The organism is Streptomyces sp. NPDC045026 (genome assembly GCF_056432625.1).
Map to the genome: position 1 here is coordinate 89,114 of NZ_JBWKIS010000027.1, position 15,857 is coordinate 104,970.

General features: G+C 70.3%; 15 protein-coding genes. 10 read left to right on the forward strand and 5 right to left on the reverse strand.

What is annotated here, in order from left to right; genetic code table 11:
- Window positions 1–90: 90 nt before the first annotated feature.
- Entirely contained in the window at window positions 91–942 is an 852-nt protein-coding gene (locus tag AC07EJ_RS37150) for a DUF6597 domain-containing transcriptional factor (RefSeq protein ID WP_389486005.1), read from the forward strand.
- 4 nt (window positions 943–946) lie between these two features.
- Window positions 947–1,570 (forward strand): GNAT family N-acetyltransferase, encoded by a 624-nt coding sequence (locus tag AC07EJ_RS37155; protein ID WP_393586954.1) that lies wholly within the window; start codon window positions 947–949, stop codon window positions 1,568–1,570.
- On the opposite strand, the gene AC07EJ_RS37160 is transcribed toward AC07EJ_RS37155, so the two are convergent.
- The gene (locus AC07EJ_RS37160; protein WP_389486009.1) at window positions 1,561–2,067 is read right to left on the reverse strand and encodes a hypothetical protein; all 507 of its coding nucleotides are present in this window, start codon (window positions 2,065–2,067) and stop codon (window positions 1,561–1,563) included. The two genes, AC07EJ_RS37155 and AC07EJ_RS37160, sit on opposite strands and share 10 nt — an antisense overlap.
- 167 nt (window positions 2,068–2,234) lie before the next feature.
- Between AC07EJ_RS37160 and AC07EJ_RS37165 the strand changes: the two genes are divergently transcribed.
- From AC07EJ_RS37165 to AC07EJ_RS37175, 3 genes are all read left to right on the forward strand, one after another.
- Window positions 2,235–2,573: a YnfA family protein gene (locus AC07EJ_RS37165; RefSeq protein ID WP_389486011.1), complete on the forward strand. Its 339-nt coding sequence runs from the start codon at window positions 2,235–2,237 to the stop codon at window positions 2,571–2,573.
- Between the two features lie 62 nt (window positions 2,574–2,635).
- A complete protein-coding gene (locus tag AC07EJ_RS37170) occupies window positions 2,636–3,412 on the forward strand; it encodes an SDR family NAD(P)-dependent oxidoreductase (RefSeq protein ID WP_393586956.1) in 777 nt (258 codons plus the stop codon).
- On the forward strand, window positions 3,412–3,594 hold the full coding sequence (locus AC07EJ_RS37175; protein ID WP_389486015.1) for a hypothetical protein: 183 nt from the start codon (window positions 3,412–3,414) through the stop codon (window positions 3,592–3,594). The genes AC07EJ_RS37170 and AC07EJ_RS37175 overlap by 1 nt, the downstream gene beginning before the upstream one ends.
- A gap of 169 nt (window positions 3,595–3,763) precedes the next feature.
- Here AC07EJ_RS37175 and AC07EJ_RS37180 read toward each other — a convergent pair whose 3' ends face one another.
- Window positions 3,764–4,957 (reverse strand): RtcB family protein, encoded by a 1,194-nt coding sequence (locus AC07EJ_RS37180; protein ID WP_389486017.1) that lies wholly within the window; start codon window positions 4,955–4,957, stop codon window positions 3,764–3,766.
- Between the two features lie 213 nt (window positions 4,958–5,170).
- Between AC07EJ_RS37180 and AC07EJ_RS37185 the strand changes: the two genes are divergently transcribed.
- From AC07EJ_RS37185 to AC07EJ_RS37195, 3 genes are all read left to right on the forward strand, one after another.
- Window positions 5,171–6,094: a DUF3558 domain-containing protein gene (locus AC07EJ_RS37185; protein WP_478885914.1), complete on the forward strand. Its 924-nt coding sequence runs from the start codon at window positions 5,171–5,173 to the stop codon at window positions 6,092–6,094.
- Between the two features lie 130 nt (window positions 6,095–6,224).
- The gene (locus tag AC07EJ_RS37190) at window positions 6,225–7,136 is read left to right on the forward strand and encodes a DUF3558 domain-containing protein (RefSeq protein ID WP_478885915.1); all 912 of its coding nucleotides are present in this window, start codon (window positions 6,225–6,227) and stop codon (window positions 7,134–7,136) included.
- Window positions 7,137–7,335: 199 nt separating this feature from the next.
- Complete coding sequence (locus tag AC07EJ_RS37195) at window positions 7,336–8,616, forward strand: DUF2637 domain-containing protein (RefSeq protein ID WP_478885916.1); 1,281 nt, start codon at window positions 7,336–7,338, stop codon at window positions 8,614–8,616.
- Window positions 8,617–8,703: 87 nt separating this feature from the next.
- Here AC07EJ_RS37195 and lysS read toward each other — a convergent pair whose 3' ends face one another.
- Window positions 8,704–10,455: a lysine--tRNA ligase gene (gene lysS / locus AC07EJ_RS37200; RefSeq protein WP_389491151.1), complete on the reverse strand. Its 1,752-nt coding sequence runs from the start codon at window positions 10,453–10,455 to the stop codon at window positions 8,704–8,706.
- A gap of 158 nt (window positions 10,456–10,613) precedes the next feature.
- On the opposite strand from lysS, the gene argS reads away from it, so the two are divergent.
- Window positions 10,614–12,389, forward strand: coding sequence for an arginine--tRNA ligase (gene argS, locus AC07EJ_RS37205; RefSeq protein ID WP_389491148.1), 1,776 nt, complete (start codon window positions 10,614–10,616; stop codon window positions 12,387–12,389).
- A gap of 100 nt (window positions 12,390–12,489) precedes the next feature.
- Here the strand turns inward: argS and AC07EJ_RS37210 are convergent, their stop codons facing one another.
- Entirely contained in the window at window positions 12,490–13,806 is a 1,317-nt protein-coding gene (locus AC07EJ_RS37210; RefSeq protein WP_389491146.1) for a helix-turn-helix domain-containing protein, read from the reverse strand.
- 174 nt (window positions 13,807–13,980) lie between these two features.
- Here AC07EJ_RS37210 and AC07EJ_RS37215 point away from each other — a divergent pair, with 174 nt between their 5' ends.
- Window positions 13,981–14,718: a DUF4232 domain-containing protein gene (locus AC07EJ_RS37215; protein WP_389491144.1), complete on the forward strand. Its 738-nt coding sequence runs from the start codon at window positions 13,981–13,983 to the stop codon at window positions 14,716–14,718.
- A 91-nt stretch (window positions 14,719–14,809) separates the two neighbouring features.
- Here AC07EJ_RS37215 and hemB read toward each other — a convergent pair whose 3' ends face one another.
- Window positions 14,810–15,799 (reverse strand): porphobilinogen synthase, encoded by a 990-nt coding sequence (hemB, locus tag AC07EJ_RS37220; protein ID WP_389491140.1) that lies wholly within the window; start codon window positions 15,797–15,799, stop codon window positions 14,810–14,812.
- Between the last annotated feature and the right edge of the window lie 58 nt (window positions 15,800–15,857).

The following is a 15,857-nucleotide window of genomic DNA, read 5'->3' on the forward strand; positions in this document are numbered from 1 at the left end:
TACCTTCGAACGGTGACAGCCTCGTCCCTATTCCCCGGGGTCGGCCGGAACCCGGCCCCGTCTTGAAGAAAGGCGACATACGATCCGGCCATGGCCGCACCCCGCCGTGACACCCGCGGCATCGTCGACCCTGACGAGCTCCTGACCCGCGTACGGTTCCGTCGCCACGAGCCCGCCGAGCCGCTGCGCCACTACGTCGAGAACTACTGGTTCATCGACTGGGTCCTCACCGAGCCCTACGCCTCGCACATCGTCCCGCACCCCTCGGTCAACCTGACCTTCGAGCGGTACGACGACGGGGACAGCGGAGGCGGCGGGGGCGACGAGGGGCCGACGGGCACGCCCTTCGGCGTGGTCACCGGCGTCGCGCTCGGCCCGTTCACCAGGAAACTGACGGGGCGCGGCCGGGTGTGCGGGGTGAAGTTCCGCAGCGGAGGCTTCCGGCCCTACGCCCCGGACACGCCGGTCCTGCGATGGACGGGCCGGGAGCTGCCCGTGGGCGACGTGTTCACCGGCGCCCCGGCCGACGCCGCCCTGACCGTCACCGGTCCCGGCGACGAGCACGCGCGCGTGGCCGCACTCGACGCCTTCCTGCTCGCCCGCGGCGCCGCCGACGACCCGCAGGCCGACCTCGCCATGGACCTCGTCGACCGCATCCGCGCCGACACCACCGTGCACCGCGTCGGCGAGTTCGCGGCCGCACAAGGCCTCTCCGTACGGGCCCTGCAACGCCTCTTCTCCGCCTACGTCGGCGTCGGACCGAAGTGGATCATCCTGCGCCACCGCATCCACCAGGCCCTCGAACGCGCCGGCTCGGACGCCGCCGTCGGCTGGGCCGCGCTCGCCGCCGACCTCGGGTACGCCGACCAGGCCCACCTCGTCAGAGACTTCACCGCGACCGTGGGCGTACCGCCGACCGCGTACGCACCGAGGAACCGATGAGTCGATGACGCACCGCACCGAACACAGGACGGCCGGGGAAAAGATGACGGACATAGGCCTCGTGCCCTGGACGGAGGACGACTTCGGCCTCCTCCTCAAGAACAACGCGCCCGAGATGATGGCCCACCTCGGTGGACCGGAGACCCTCGACCAGCTCATGGACCGCCACCGCCGCTACCTCGCCTTGTCCATGCTCGACGGACACGGCCGGATGTTCCGCATCACCGCGGGTCCCGACACCCCCGCGGCCGGCTCCATCGGCTACTGGGCGACACCGTGGCAGGGCGAACGGGTCTGGGAGACGGGCTGGGGCGTCCTGCCCGTCCATCAGGGCCGCGGCATCGCCGCCGCGGCCGCCCGGCTCGTCGCCGCGCACGCGGCCGCCGACCGGGCCCGCATCCGCCACCTGCACGCCTTCCCGCCCGTCGACCACCCCGCGTCGAACGGCGTCTGCCGCAGCGCCGGATTCACCCTGCGCGGCCCCTGCGACGTCGAGTACCCGAAGGGCCGCGCGATCCGCTGCCACGACTGGCACCTCGACCTGGGGACGCTCAGCGGCGCGCGTCGATCGGGCGCGTCCCCGAGTCCACGCCCGTCCAAGAACCCTGTTGAGACGCGTCAGAAGTAGTAGACGTCCCCGGTGTCCAGGGCCAGCACCTGATGGGTGCTGTTCTGCGGATTGTGGTCCGCCGTGCCACCGCTCCACATCGTGTCGATCCGCACCGTCACCTCCGAGGGCGCCCCCGCCAGCCGCACCGACACCCCGATCCGCCTGCCCCTGCTGTCCGCCGGCAGCGCACCCGTACGGCACAGCACCGTCTGCGCATCCGCCCGCACACACATCGGCGGCAGCCCCCGCACGTCCCTGACCGGCGCCGACCAGCGCAGCCGCACCGTGGCGTCCGCCACCGACGACGGACCGTGGTTCTGCGGGACGAGCCGGGTCTGCACCCGGCCCCCGGACATGACGACCTGCCCGTGATACGCCAGATCGACCTCCGGAACGGGCCGCGGCCGAGGCCCGTCGGCGACCGCGGGACCGGCCCCCAGCACCACGACGGCGCTCAGCCCGACGGCCCCGAGCCCACGCCCCACACCAAGCCCACGCACTACTGCACGCCTCACCAGCATGTTCTCTCCGCCATCTCGTCTCGGTCGCGAACCACCGACCACCGACCACCGATCACCGCCACGCGGGTCTCCTGATGTATCCCACGCATCCCGCCCCGCAGGCGCCGTCCAACAGGTGACCGTGCGGCAGCCGCGTACGGCGGCATGGCAGCCTGGCCCGCATGCTCGTCGCCCGCTCCGCGCTCCTCTTCGTCGTCGCCGCCCTCTTCGAGATCGGCGGCGCCTGGCTCGTCTGGCAAGGCGTGCGCGAGCACAAGGGATGGGCGTGGATCGGCGCGGGCGTCATCGCCCTCGGCATCTACGGCTTCGTGGCCACGCTCCAGCCCGACGGCGAGTTCGGCCGCATCCTCGCCGCGTACGGAGGCGTCTTCGTCGCGGGCTCGATCGCCTGGGGCATGGTCGCGGACGGCTACCGGCCCGACCGCTGGGACGTCACCGGCGCCCTCATCTGCCTGGCCGGCATGGCCGTGATCATGTACGCGCCCCGCGGCGGCCGGTGACACCACCGCGCGCCGCCTGCCTATCCTGACGGGAGTCGAATCGCCCGTACGAGGAGCAAGCCATGACCGCCGCCGCGCCCGCAGCCGCCTCCCGCATCGCCGTCATCACCGGCGCGAGCAGCGGAATCGGCGCAGCCACCGCACGACAGCTGGCGGCGGCCGGGTACCGGGTCGTGCTCACCGCCCGCCGCAAGGACCGCATCGAGGCGCTGGCCGCCGAGATCAACGACGCGGGCCACCAGGCGACGGCCTACGCGCTCGACATCACGGACCGCGCCGCGGTCGACGAGTTCGCCACAGCCTTCAAGACCATCGGCGTCCTCGTGAACAACGCGGGCGGCGCACTGGGCGCCGACCCCGTGGCGACGGGCGACCCCGCCGAGTGGCGCCAGATGTACGAGACGAACGTCATCGGCACGCTGAACGTGACCCAGGCCCTGCTCCCCGCGCTCACCGCGAGCGGCGACGGCACCGTCGTCGTCCTCTCCTCCACGGCCGGCCACGGCACGTACGAGGGCGGCGCCGGCTACGTCGCCGCCAAGCACGCCGAACACGTCCTCGCCGAGACCCTGCGCCTGGAGATCGTCGGCACCCCGGTCCGCGTCATCGAGGTCGCGCCCGGCCTGGTCAAGACGGAGGAGTTCGCCCTGACCCGCTTCGGCGGCGACGCCGAGAAGGCCGCGAAGGTCTACGCGGGCGTCGCCGAACCGCTCTCCGCGGACGACGTGGCCGACACGATCACCTGGGCGGTCACCCGCCCCAGCCACGTGAACATCGACCTGCTCGTCGTCCGCCCCCGCGCCCAGGCCTCCAACACCAAGGTCCACAGGGAACTGTGATGCCCCAGGAGCAGCCCGAGGCCATGGACCCGCTGGAGGTCCTGGAACGCGAGGCGGACGAGCGCCGCCGCGCGGAGGAAAAGCGCGGCGAACGCCACATGTGGTGGTACCTGGCCTACTTCCTCTTCGGCATCCACCTGGTGGCCCTGGTCATGATCTACGCGGTGACCCACGCGAAGTAGGCCCGGCAGTCTCCGCCGATGCGCTGACCGGCACTTTATCGGGCAGGGAACCAAGGGCCCGCAGGCCACACACATCGTGAAGCTCTGAGGCCCGGCCGGCCGCACACGTCCACCGGGTTGCCCCGGTGGACGTGGTGCGGGGTCCCGCCGGCCACGTGCGCTGCCGGCCTCAGCCCTTGACGCAGACGACCTGCTTCAGCTTCGCGACGACCTCGACCAGGTCGCGCTGCTGGTCGATGACCTTCTCGATCGGCTTGTAGGCGCCCGGGATCTCGTCCACGACGCCGGAGTCCTTACGGCACTCCACGCCCCGCGTCTGCTCCTCCAGGTCCTTCGTCGAGAACTGCTTCTTCGCGGCGTTCCGGCTCATCCTGCGGCCGGCGCCGTGCGACGCCGAGTTGAACGACGCCACGTTCCCGAGACCCTTCACGATGTACGAGCCCGTACCCATGGAGCCCGGGATGATCCCGTACTCACCGGAACCCGCGCGGATCGCGCCCTTGCGGGTGACGAGAAGGTCCATGCCGTCGTACCGCTCCTCCGACACGTAGTTGTGGTGGCAGGAGATCACCGGCTCGAACGTCGGCTTCGCCTTCTTGAACTCGCGGCGAATCACGTCCAGAGAAAGCGCCATCATCACCGCACGGTTGTACTTCGCGTATTCCTGCGCCCAGAACAGGTCGTTCCGGTACGCCGCCATCTGCGGGGTCTGCGCAATGAAGACGGCGAGGTCGCGGTCGACCAGACCCTGGTTGTGCGCGAGCTTCTGCGCGATGCCGATGTGGTGGTCGGCCAGTTCCTTGCCGATGTTCCGAGAACCCGAATGGAGCATGACCCAGACCGAGTTGTCCGAATCGAGGCAAAACTCCCAGAAATGATTTCCGGAGCCCAGCGTCCCCATCTGCTTGGCGGCCCGTTCCTCCCGGAACTTCACCGCGTCCGCGACCCCCTCGAACCGCCCCCAGAAGTCCTCCCACCCCGCCACACCGAACCCGTGCAGCCGGCCCGGGTCGACCGGGTCGTCGTGCATGCCGCGGCCCACCGGGATCGCCTGCTCGATCTTCGAGCGGAGCCGGGACAGGTCCCCGGGCAGGTCGTTCGCCGTCAGAGACGTCTTCACCGCCGACATTCCGCAGCCGATGTCCACACCCACCGCCGCCGGGCAGACCGCGCCGTGCATCGCGATAACCGAGCCGACCGTCGCGCCCTTGCCGAAGTGCACATCGGGCATCACTGCCAGACCCTTGATCCACGGCAACGTCGAGACATTGCGCAGCTGCTGCATCGCCACGTCCTCGACCGACGCCGGATCCGTCCACATCCGGATCGGCACCTTCGCCCCCGGAACCTCTACATACGACATAGTGTCCTCGTTTCCCCCGTACGCTCCCGTACGTTCCCTTACTCGATCAAAAGTCAGTAATCGCAAATACCGGCGCCAAGGTCGACGAATGGGATATCGGACCGGCGTTCACAGCAGTGCGTGCGATACACATTGTGTCCATCGGCCGTCCTGCGACGGCAACCGAATATGCACGTCCGACGACGTGTCACCTTGCCGAGAGGGGCCATCACCGTGCAGCGGAAGGCGTACGTACCCGGCGTCGCCGCGCTCCTCGCAGCGCTGCTCACCGGTTGCACCGGAAGTTCGGATGCCACCGGTGAAGCCACCGACTCGAAGCCCGGAGACGTCGGCACCAGCGCCGCGGCCGCCCGGCCCGGCAAGTACCGCACCCTGCCCGAACCGTGCCGTCAGCTCGACCGGGGCACCCTCGACAAGATGCTGCCCGGCGTCAAGGAGCTCCCCGAGGGCAACCAGCGCGACAAGGCGTACGAGGGCGCGGCCACGGTCACGTACGACACGGACCGGCGCGTGGGCTGCCGCTGGAAGGACGACGGGGCGGACGCGACGCATCGTCTGCTGGTCGACTTCGAGCGGGTCGTGTCCTACGACAACACGATGAGCGATGACACGGAGGCCGACCAGGTCTTCACGTCGAAGCGGATCGCGGCGCATCTTCCGGAGCCGGCCCCGACGGACACGACGTCACCGGCCTCCTCCGAGGACGCCGACAAGGTGGATGCCAAGGGCACCGGCCACAACGCCGGGCAAGACACGGCGAAGGACGCGGCGAAGAACACGGACAAGGGCACGGACGAGGGCACGGCAGAGGAGGGGGGGAAGTCGGACAAGGGGGACGACACGGCCTCCGACGACGCCTCGTCGACCCCGTCGGACGACTCCGCTCCGGGCGTCGACCTGCAGCCCCGCATCCTCGACGATCTCGGTAACGAGGCATTCCTCGACGACCAGCTGACGGCGTCCACCTCGGCCGGCGGCCACCGCAAGGTGACTGTGGTGTTCCGCACGTCCAACGTCATCGTGACCGTCGAGTACGAGCAGCAGCCGGGCCCCGCCGCGGAGGTGCCGGACAGCAAGGAAATGCAGGACAGGGCGCGGGAACTGGCCCGCAAGCTGGCCGGGACGCTGGGCGGGTAACCGATGGTACGGCGGTCGCGCGGGTCCGCGGAAGCGGAGCCGCGCGGACCGGCTTGGGCGTACGGTGGCCCATCGGACCCGGGCCGCACCTCTCGGGTACGTACCAGGCAAACCCGGAGAATAAGGAACCATGCACCGACCGACCAAGCGACTCACCCGCATATTTGTCTGCGCAGCCGCCGTGCCGGTGATCCTCGTGGCATCCGGCTGTTCCTCCGACTCGGACTCCGGCGACGGGGCCGGCAAGGGCTCTTCGAAGGCCTCGGCGTCCGCGAGCGACGCGGCCGCCAAGGTGAAGGCGGCGGCGTACGACTCGCTGCCCCAGCCGTGTGCCGCGATCTCGAAGAAGACGCTCGACGATCTCGTGCCGGAGGCGAAGTCCGGCAAGGCGGGCTCCTCCGACGACGAGTCGGTGCGGGGCACCTGCTCCTGGTCGAGCCTCGACAACAAGGGCGTGAAGGGTTCGCAGTTCCGCTGGCTGAACGCGTCGCTGATGCGTTTCGACTCGGACGCGGCGCGCGGCAGCGGCAACAAGCTGGCGCACGCGTACTTCACCAAGCAGGTGACCGACGCGCAGTCCGTGGACGGCGCGAAGTCCCCGAAGTCGGAGCCGGTCAGCGGCACGGGCGACGAGGCGACCGCGGTGACGTACGAGCTGAAGAAGAAGGAAGGCACCTTCAAGCAGCAGACGGTCGTCGCGCGGGTCGAGAACGTCGTCGTGACGATCGACTACAACGGTGCGGGCCTCGCGGGTGAGAAGACGCCGGGCGCCGACGAGCTGGTGAAGGACGCCGAGAAGGCGGCGAAGGAAGCCATCGCGGCGGTCGTCACGGCGAACGGGGCGGGCGGCTCGGACCAGACGGGTTCCGCCTCGGAGAAGCCGTCGGACAAGGCCTCCTCGAAGCCGTCGGACAAGGCTTCGGGCAAGACGTCCGAGAAGCCGTCGGACAAGTCTTCCGACAAGCCGTCCGGGAAGTCGTCCGCGACGACCTCGGCCAAGCCCTCTGACGACCCGTCGGACAAGGCCTCCTCCAAGTCCTGACGCCGTAGGCATCCAGCCGCCAAGTGGCCGTCCGCGGCCACCGGTCGGCATCCGGCGGGTCCCAACTCACCTGCCGGCCACGCCTTTTGCGGAGCCCGGTCCCTTATGGGGCCGGGCTCCCGCCGTACCGGGCCACGGGCCCCCGTGCCGATGTGCGAGGCTGTTGCGCGCAACAAGGCGTACAGGGAGGGGAGCACGTGTGGCCGCGCCACAGCTGACACGGACGCACCGCATACTCATCGGCGTGGTCGTCGCCGGAGCGGTGGTCATCGCCGGCATCGGTTTCGCGGGTTCGTACGCGGCCGTTCGCTCGCTCGCGCTCCAGAAGGGGTTCGGGAACTTCAGCTATGTGTTCCCGATCGGCATCGACGCGGGTATCTGCGTACTCCTTGCCCTGGACCTGCTGCTGACCTGGATCCGCATACCGTTCCCGCTGCTGCGCCAGACCGCGTGGCTGCTGACGGCCGCGACGATCGCGTTCAACGGCGCGGCCGCCTGGCCCGACCCGCTCGGCGTCGGCATGCACGCCGTCATCCCGATCCTCTTCGTCGTCTCGGTCGAGGCGGCGCGGCACGCGGTGGGCCGGATCGCGGACATCACCGCCGACAAGCACATGGAGGGCGTGCGCCTCACGCGCTGGCTGCTCTCCCCGCTGCCCACGTTCCTGCTGTGGCGCCGGATGAAGCTGTGGGAGCTGCGCAGTTACGAGGCCGTCATCAAGCTGGAGCAGGAGCGTCTGGTCTACCAGGCGCGGCTGCGGTCCCGCTTCGGCCGCGCCTGGCGCCGCAAGGCTCCCGTCGAGTCCCTGATGCCGCTGCGCCTGGCGCGCTACGGCGTCCCGCTCGCCGAGACCGCCCCATCCGGTCTGGCCGCCGCCGGCATCGAGCCCGCGCTGCTGCCCCCGGCCCCGGTCTCAGCCGCGCCCGAACTGGTCCAGGCGGCCCCGGCCACGCCCGTCGCCCAGGAGACGCCCGGCGAGCCCACCGCCGCCGAGGAGGCGAGCCCGTGGTTCCAGACGCCGCCGCAGGCCGCGTCGTACGACGGCGGCTACGACCCGACGTACGACCCCGAGCAGGAGTACGAGCAGTGGTACGAGGGCCAGCAGGACCTGCCCCAGCCCCATGCCTTCATCCCCGCCCAGGCCCAGGCCCAGGCCCAGGCCCAGGACCAGGCGCAGCCCCAGCTCCAGGTACAGCCCCAGCTCCAGGACCCGGAGTTCCCTGTGCCCGCCGGTCCCGGCCGCACTCGGCCGCTCGGTGACGGCATCCCCGTGGCCCAGGAGGAGCCGCCCAACGAGGACGGCTTCTACCAGGTGTTCAAGAAGTCGATAGAGGGTGAGGGCATGCCGACACCCGGCGCGTTCGCCGCGAACATCGAGGCGACGTACGGCCTGAAGCTGGAGCCACGCGATCTGCACCGCTACGTGGACGAATTCACGGCCCGCCTGAACAACGAGTTCATCGAGAACCACATCGCCTGACCCGCAGCACACCTGACCCGCAGCACATACGAAAGGGCCGCACCGGAGCATCCGGTGCGGCCCTTTCCTTCACCTTGCGCGGAGCGCTTACGCTCCGAGCAGCTTGCGCACCCGGTCCGCGCCCACGGCGAGCAGCAGCGTGGGCAGCCGCGGCCCGGTGTCACGGCCGACGAGCAGGTCGTACAGGAGCGCGAAGAACGACCGCTGGGCCGTCTTGATCTCCGGCGGCAGCTCCTTCGGCGTCGCGTCCGGCGAGAAGCCCGCCTGTACCTTCGGCACCCCGTAGACGAGGTGCGTCAGGCCGTCGAGGGACCAGTTCGAGTCCAGGCCGTCGAGGAGGAGCCGCAGCGACTCGCGGGCCTCGTCGTCGAGCGCGGCCAGCCCCTGCGTGTCCGGTTCGTCGCGCACCAGGGTGCGGGACTCGGCGGGCACGTACTTGCTGATCCACGCCTCCGCCTTGGCCAGCCTCGGCCTTACCTCGTCGAGCGCGGTGACCGGGTTCTCCGGGTCGAGCTCACTGAGGATGCGCAGGGTCTGGTCCTCGGCGCCGGCGGTGATGTCGGCGACGGAGGCCAGGGTGCGGTACGGCAACGGCCGCGGGGTGCGCGGCAGTTCACCGGCCGCGGTGCCCACGGCGCGCGCGTACGCGGCGGCGTCCGCCGGCAGGGCGGAGCCGTCGGCGACCTTGGAGGCGAGCTTGTCCCACTCGTCGTAGAGCCGCTGGATCTCCTGGTCGAAGGCGATCTTGAAGGACTGGTTGGGCCGGCGGCGGGCGTACAGCCAGCGCAGCAGCTGCGGCTCCATGATCTGGAGCGCGTCGGCCGGGGTCGGGACCCCGCCCTTGCTGGACGACATCTTCGCCATGCCGCTGATGCCGACGAACGCGTACATCGGGCCGATCGGCTGCTTGCCGCCGAAGATCCCGACGATCTGCCCGCCGACCTGGAACGACGAGCCCGGGGACGAGTGGTCGACACCGGACGGCTCGAAGATCACGCCCTCGAACGCCCAACGCATCGGCCAGTCGACCTTCCAGACCAGCTTGCCGCGGTTGAACTCGCTCAGCCGGACCGTCTCACTGTGGCCGTCGAGGGTGCAGGTGTAGGACAGCTCCGTCGTCTCGTCGTCGTACGACGTGACGGTGGTGAGGTCCTTGCCGCACGCGCCGCAGAACGGCTTGTACGGGTAGTAGCCGCCCGCGCCGCCGCTGCCGTCGTCCTCGTTCGCCGCGCCGGAGCCCTCGGCGGCCTCCAGCTCGGCCTCGTCGACCGGCTTCTGCTGCTTCTGCTGCGGCTTCTTGCCGGGGTTCTTCTTCGTGCGGTACTGCTCGAGGATCGCGTCGATGTCGCCGCGGTGCTTCATCGCGTGCAGGATCTGCTCGCGATAGACGCCCGACGTGTACTGCTCGGTCTGGCTGATGCCGTCGAACTCGACACCCATCTCGCCGAGCGCCCCGGTCATCGCGGCCTTGAAGTGCTCCGCCCAGTTCGGGAACGCCGATCCTGCGGGCGCCGGAACCGAGGTGAGCGGCTTGCCGATGTGCTCGGCCCAGGACTCGTCGACGCCGGGAACACCGGCCGGGACCTTGCGGTACCGGTCGTAGTCGTCCCAGGAGATCAGGTGCCGGACCTCGTACCCGCGGCGGCGCACCTCGTCGGCGACCAGGTGCGGGGTCATGACCTCGCGCAGGTTCCCCAGGTGGATGGGGCCGGACGGGGAGAGTCCGGACGCGACGACGACCGGTTTGCCCGGGGCACGACGCTCCGACTCGGCAATGACCTCGTCCGCGTAACGGGAGACCCAGTCGGTGGTCTCTGTGCTCTGAGCCACGATCGGCACGTCCTTCTTCCTCATACGTGGTGTGCGTCAGGGACGCCTGACCGTTCCATTCTCCCAGCTGCGGCCCCATCCGCGAAAACCGCTTTTCACCGCGTGGGATACTGAGCTTCTCTGTATATGGAGAAACCCAGGCACCCGAGCAGAACGGCACCTCACCCATGGCCTCGGTCACGTCCCTCACCGCTTCCGTCCACCAGCGTCTCGCGGACGCCCTCTCGGCTGCCCTGCCGGAGGCCGGCGCCGCCGACCCGCTGCTGCGACGAAGTGACCGGGCCGACTTCCAGGCCAACGGCATCCTGGCCCTCGCGAAGAAGGCGAAGGCGAACCCGCGCGAGCTCGCGGCGACCGTCCTGGACGCCCTCCCGGCCAACGACGTGATCAAGGACGTCGAGGTCTCGGGACCGGGCTTCCTGAACATCACGATCGCCGACCGGGCCATCGTCGAGACCCTGGCCGCCCGCGCCGCCGACGACCGCCTCGGCGTGCCGTTCCAGCAGGACGCGGGCACGACGGTCATCGACTACGCCCAGCCGAACGTGGCGAAGGAGATGCACGTCGGCCACCTGCGGTCCGCCGTGATCGGCGCCGCGATGGTCGAGATCCTGGAGTTCACCGGCGAGAAGGTCGTCCGGCGCCACCACATCGGCGACTGGGGCACCCAGTTCGGCATGCTCATCCAGTACCTCCTGGAGCACCCGCACGAGCTGGACCACGAGGCCGGCAAGGGCAGCGAGAAGGACGGCGAGGCGGCGATGTCGTCGCTGAACCGGCTCTACAAGGCCTCGCGCGCGCTCTTCGACTCCGACGAGGAGTTCAAGGCCCGCTCGCGGGACCGCGTGGTGGCCCTCCAGGCCGGGGACCCGGAGACCATCGCCCTGTGGCAGCGGTTCGTCGACGAGTCGAAGATCTACTTCTACTCGGTCTTCAACAAGCTCGACATGCAGATCGACGACCCGGACGTGGTCGGCGAGTCCGGCTACAACGACATGCTCGAAGAGACCTGCCGGATCCTTGAGGAGTCGGGCGTCGCGGTCCGCTCCGAGGGTGCGCTGTGCGTCTTCTTCGACGACGTCCTGGGCCCCGACGGCAACAAGGTCCCCCTCATCGTGAAGAAGTCGAACGGCGGCTACGGCTACGCCGCCACCGACCTCTCCGCGATCCGGGACCGCGTCCAGAACCTGAAGGCGTCGACGCTCCTGTACGTCGTGGACGCCCGCCAGTCGCTGCACTTCAAGATGGTCTTCGAGACGGCCCGCCGCGCCGGCTGGCTGAACGAGGAAGTGAAGGCGCACCAGCTGGCGTTCGGCACGGTCCTCGGCAAGGACGGCAAGCCGTTCAAGACCCGTGAGGGCGAGACGGTGCGCCTGGTGGACCTCCTCGACGAGGCCATCGACCGCGCCACGTCCGTCGTGCGCGAGAAGGCCGAGAAGGTGGGCCTGACCGAGCAGGAGATCGTCGAGAACGGCGAGTACGTCGGCATCGGCGCGGTGAAGTACGCCGACCTGTCGACCTCCGCCGTGCGGGACTACAAGTTCGACCTGGACCAGATGGTCTCGCTGAACGGCGACACGAGCGTGTACCTCCAGTACGCCTACGCCCGTATCCGTTCGATCTTCGGCAAGGCGGGCGACCGCAGGCCCGTCGCGCACCCGGAGCTCGAACTGGCCCCGGCGGAGCGGGCGCTCGGCCTGCACCTGGACCAGTTCGGCGAGACGCTGGCCGAGGTGGCGTCGTCGTACGAGCCGCACAAGCTGGCCGCGTACCTGTACCAGCTGGCGTCCCTGTACACGACGTTCTACGACCAGTGCCCGGTCGTGAAGCCGGCGCCCGCGCCGGAGGTCGCCGAGAACCGGCTGTTCCTGTGCGACCTGACGGCCCGCACGCTGCACCAGGGCATGGCGCTCCTGGGCATCAGGACGCCCGAGCGCCTCTGACCGACCGGCCGACCCCGGTCATCCGGGGCTCGGCAGCCCGATACGCCGACTGTGCCCCGCCGGAACTCTCCGGCGGGGCACAGTCGTTCGGGCCCGGCGGCTATCCGTCGACGCGCTCGCCCCAGCTGCCCGCCCCGATCGGGTAGTCGTAGCCGGGGCGGCCGACATCGGCGCTGGTGCGAAACGCGCTCCCCTGGTTGTCGACCTTCAGGACGCCGTGGCGGGATCCGCTCGACCACTTCAGCTCCAGGACCCAGCTGACGTCGTGGGCCTTGGTGTTCGCCTTGATGTAGAAGACCTCGGGGTCGCTCTCGCTGACCTTGTACGGGAAGTCGCGCTGCCCGTGCTTCGGCGCGGAGACCGGGCGGGGCGCGTCGAGATCCACGCCGAACGACTTCGTTTCCACGTTGCCCCCGCAGCCCACGCCCATCGAGTAGTCGTTCCACGCGAGCGGCGCACCGGACTTCATGACGCGGACGTCCATGTCCTCCAGGACCACGGTCTCGCTGCCGGTCCCCTGAACGGTGAGCTTGACGAGCTGCTCCCCCGACGCGACCGCGCCGAGCACGCCGACCCAGTTCGGGGCGTCCTGTTCGAGGGGCGGCGGGGGCACCTTGGCCGGCGGCCGGTCGATCAGGAAGTGCTGACTGCACGGGCTCTCGTAGACGTACGGCGTGGTGGCGACGGTCAGCGGGGTGCCGGTGGCTTCACCCGCCGCCGGGGCGGACGGGGTGCCCGGCGCGTCATCGTCCGGGGCGTCGCTGCGGGACGGGCCCGCCGAGGGCGTGTGCTTGCGTCCCGGTGAGGGGGAGGCGGTACCGGACGGGTCCGCGGAGCGCGCTCCCGGCGTGACGGACGAGGCGGCCCCGGCCTGTTCCTTCCGGTCGCCGTCGGCGCCCCCTCCGTCCCCGGCGAGATGCACGGCGAACGCACCGGCTCCCCCGGCCACGACGACGGCCAGAGCGGCGGCGAGCACGACCGCACGCCGGGAGCGGCGCTTCTGCGGGGAGGGCGGGGCGGGTACGGGCTCCAGGACGGGGTCGGGTACGGGCTCCAGGGCCGGTGTGGGTACGGGCACCGGCGCTGCCCCTGCCGTTGCCGTTCCCTCTGCAGTTCCCTCTGCCGCTGCCGCTGATGGCTCCTCCGCTGCCGCCACCGGCTTCGTCCTGCGTGCCGCGTCCGCGAGGACCCACAGCCGGTGCAGCTCGACGAGCTCCTCGGGCCCGGCCTTGCACAGCCGCGCCAACCGCTCGACCGGCGCGTACTCGACCGGCACCGCGTCCCCGTTGCAGTACCGGTGCAGCGTCGACGTACTCATGTGCAGCCGCTTCGCGAGCACGCCGTAACTCAGCCCGGACCGCTCCTTCAGCCCTCGCAAGCGCGCCGCGAACTCGGCCGACCCGTCAGCCTCAGCCACCGTTCCCCAACCCCCCTCATCCCAGACCGGCATTCCAGGGCAAGGTCATTTCCCCAGGTCAGAGCCGGTACGAACGTTCCAGCGTCCCAAATGGTCCTGCGCTGCTGGCGACTGGGACGGATCACCGGACAAGCTCTGGTCATCCAAGCACGCCGCTACCGAAGGGGATCACCAATGTCCGTCGCCGCACCCACCCGCTCCCGTGTCCGCCTCCTCACGGCCGCCGCCACCGTCGCCCTGGCCGCGCTCTCCCTGACCGCCTGCAACAACGGGGAGGGGGTCCGCGACGAGGGTTCGTCGCAGCAGCCGTCGAACTCGGCGCCGGCCGACGGCGACAACGGCAAGAACAAGGACACGAACGCCGGAACCACGACGGGCTCCGGCACGGGAACGGGCACCGGCACCGGCTCCGGACAGGGCGCCACCAGCAAGCCGAAGCCCCAGCCCGCCTCCACCGGCAAGGACAAGCCCGCCACCTCCACCACCGGCGTCACCTGCAACGGCTCCACGGTCAAGGTCACCGCCCAGTCCGTCTCGCGCCCCATCAACCACATGCTCCTGACGGTGACCAACACCGGCTCGAAGCGGTGCGACCTGTACGGCTACCCGGCCGTCCGCTTCGGCGAGGCCCAGTCCGTCCCGCCGGTGATCGACGACTCTCAGCCACAGGCGGTGGTCTCCCTGTCCCCGGGCCAGTCCGCCTACGCGGGCGTCGCACTCTCCGGCGGCGACGACGGCGGCGGCGCCAACGGGCGTACGGAGAACACGCTCGAGGTGTTCTTCCAGGGCCGCAACACGAATGACGGCGGCCCCGGCGCCAAGGCCGCGCTGCCCGCGAAGGGCGTCTACATCGACGACTCGCTCAAGGTCACCTACTGGCAGCAGTCGATGAGCGACGCGCTGACCTGGTGACCGGTTGACCAGGTGGCCTGACGCACGTGAAAAAGCTGCCCCGCCGGACAAGTACCGGCGGGGCAGCGGGAGTTCAGGGGGTCGGGCGCGGTCACAGGCCGCGTGCGACCTCCGTCGCCCAGTACGTGAGGATCATGTTCGCGCCGGCCCGCTTGATGCCGAGCAGCGTCTCCATGATGGCCCGGTCACGCTCGATCCAGCCGCGCTGCGCGGCGGCCTCGATCATCGCGTACTCGCCGCTGATCTGGTACGCGGCGACCGGCACATCCACCGACTCGGCGACCTTGGCGAGGATGTCGAGGTAGGGGCCGGCCGGCTTGACCATCACCATGTCGGCGCCCTCTTCGAGGTCGAGCGCCAGCTCCCGCAGGGACTCCCGCACGTTCGCCGGGTCCTGCTGGTACGTCTTGCGGTCGCCGGTCAGCGACGAGCCGACGGCCTCACGGAACGGCCCGTAGAACGCCGACGAATACTTCGCGGTGTAGGCGAGGATCGAGACGTCCTCCTTGCCGATGGTGTCGAGCGCGTCGCGGATGACCCCGACCTGCCCGTCCATCATGCCGCTGGGACCCACGACATGGGCGCCCGCGTCGGCCTGGACCTGCGCCATCTCGGCGTACCGCTCCAGCGTCGCGTCGTTGTCGACGCGCCCCTCGGCGTCCAGGACACCGCAGTGCCCGTGGTCCGTGAACTCGTCGAGGCACAGGTCCGACATGACGATGAGGTCGTCGCCGACCTCGGCGCGCACGTCGCGCAGCGCCACCTGAAGGATGCCGTCGGGGTCCGTACCGACCGTCCCGAGGGCGTCCTTCTTCGCGTCGTCCGGCACGCCGAAGAGCATGATCCCGGAGACCCCGGCCTCCAGCGCCTCGACGGCCGCCTTCTTCAGGGTGTCCCGGGTGTGCTGCACGACACCGGGCATGGACCCGATCTCGACCGGCTCACTGATGCCCTCCCGCACGAACGCGGGAAGGATCAGATCGGCCGGGTGCAGCCGCGTCTCGGCGACCATGCGCCGCATGGCGGGGGTGGTGCGCAGCCGCCGCGGCCGCGCCCCCGGGAAGGATCCGTACTCAGTCACACCGACACTCCACGTCTCAACTACTGCTGCGGGCGGGCGCCCTTGGCCGGCGCCCACC

What these genes read in the sequence shown, in the direction of transcription:
- argS (WP_389491148.1), top strand. Translation starts at nt 10,614, where the DNA reads ATGGCCTCGGTCACGTCCCTCACCGCTTCCGTCCACCAGCGTCTCGCG.
- AC07EJ_RS37165 (WP_389486011.1), top strand. Translation starts at nt 2,235, where the DNA reads ATGCTCGTCGCCCGCTCCGCGCTCCTCTTCGTCGTCGCCGCCCTCTTC.
- AC07EJ_RS37175 (WP_389486015.1), top strand. Translation starts at nt 3,412, where the DNA reads ATGCCCCAGGAGCAGCCCGAGGCCATGGACCCGCTGGAGGTCCTGGAA.
- AC07EJ_RS37215 (WP_389491144.1), top strand. Translation starts at nt 13,981, where the DNA reads ATGTCCGTCGCCGCACCCACCCGCTCCCGTGTCCGCCTCCTCACGGCC.
- AC07EJ_RS37190 (WP_478885915.1), top strand. Translation starts at nt 6,225, where the DNA reads ATGCACCGACCGACCAAGCGACTCACCCGCATATTTGTCTGCGCAGCC.
- AC07EJ_RS37170 (WP_393586956.1), top strand. Translation starts at nt 2,636, where the DNA reads ATGACCGCCGCCGCGCCCGCAGCCGCCTCCCGCATCGCCGTCATCACC.
- AC07EJ_RS37155 (WP_393586954.1), top strand. Translation starts at nt 947, where the DNA reads ATGACGCACCGCACCGAACACAGGACGGCCGGGGAAAAGATGACGGAC.
- AC07EJ_RS37180 (WP_389486017.1), bottom strand. Translation starts at nt 4,957, where the DNA reads ATGTCGTATGTAGAGGTTCCGGGGGCGAAGGTGCCGATCCGGATGTGG.
- AC07EJ_RS37150 (WP_389486005.1), top strand. Translation starts at nt 91, where the DNA reads ATGGCCGCACCCCGCCGTGACACCCGCGGCATCGTCGACCCTGACGAG.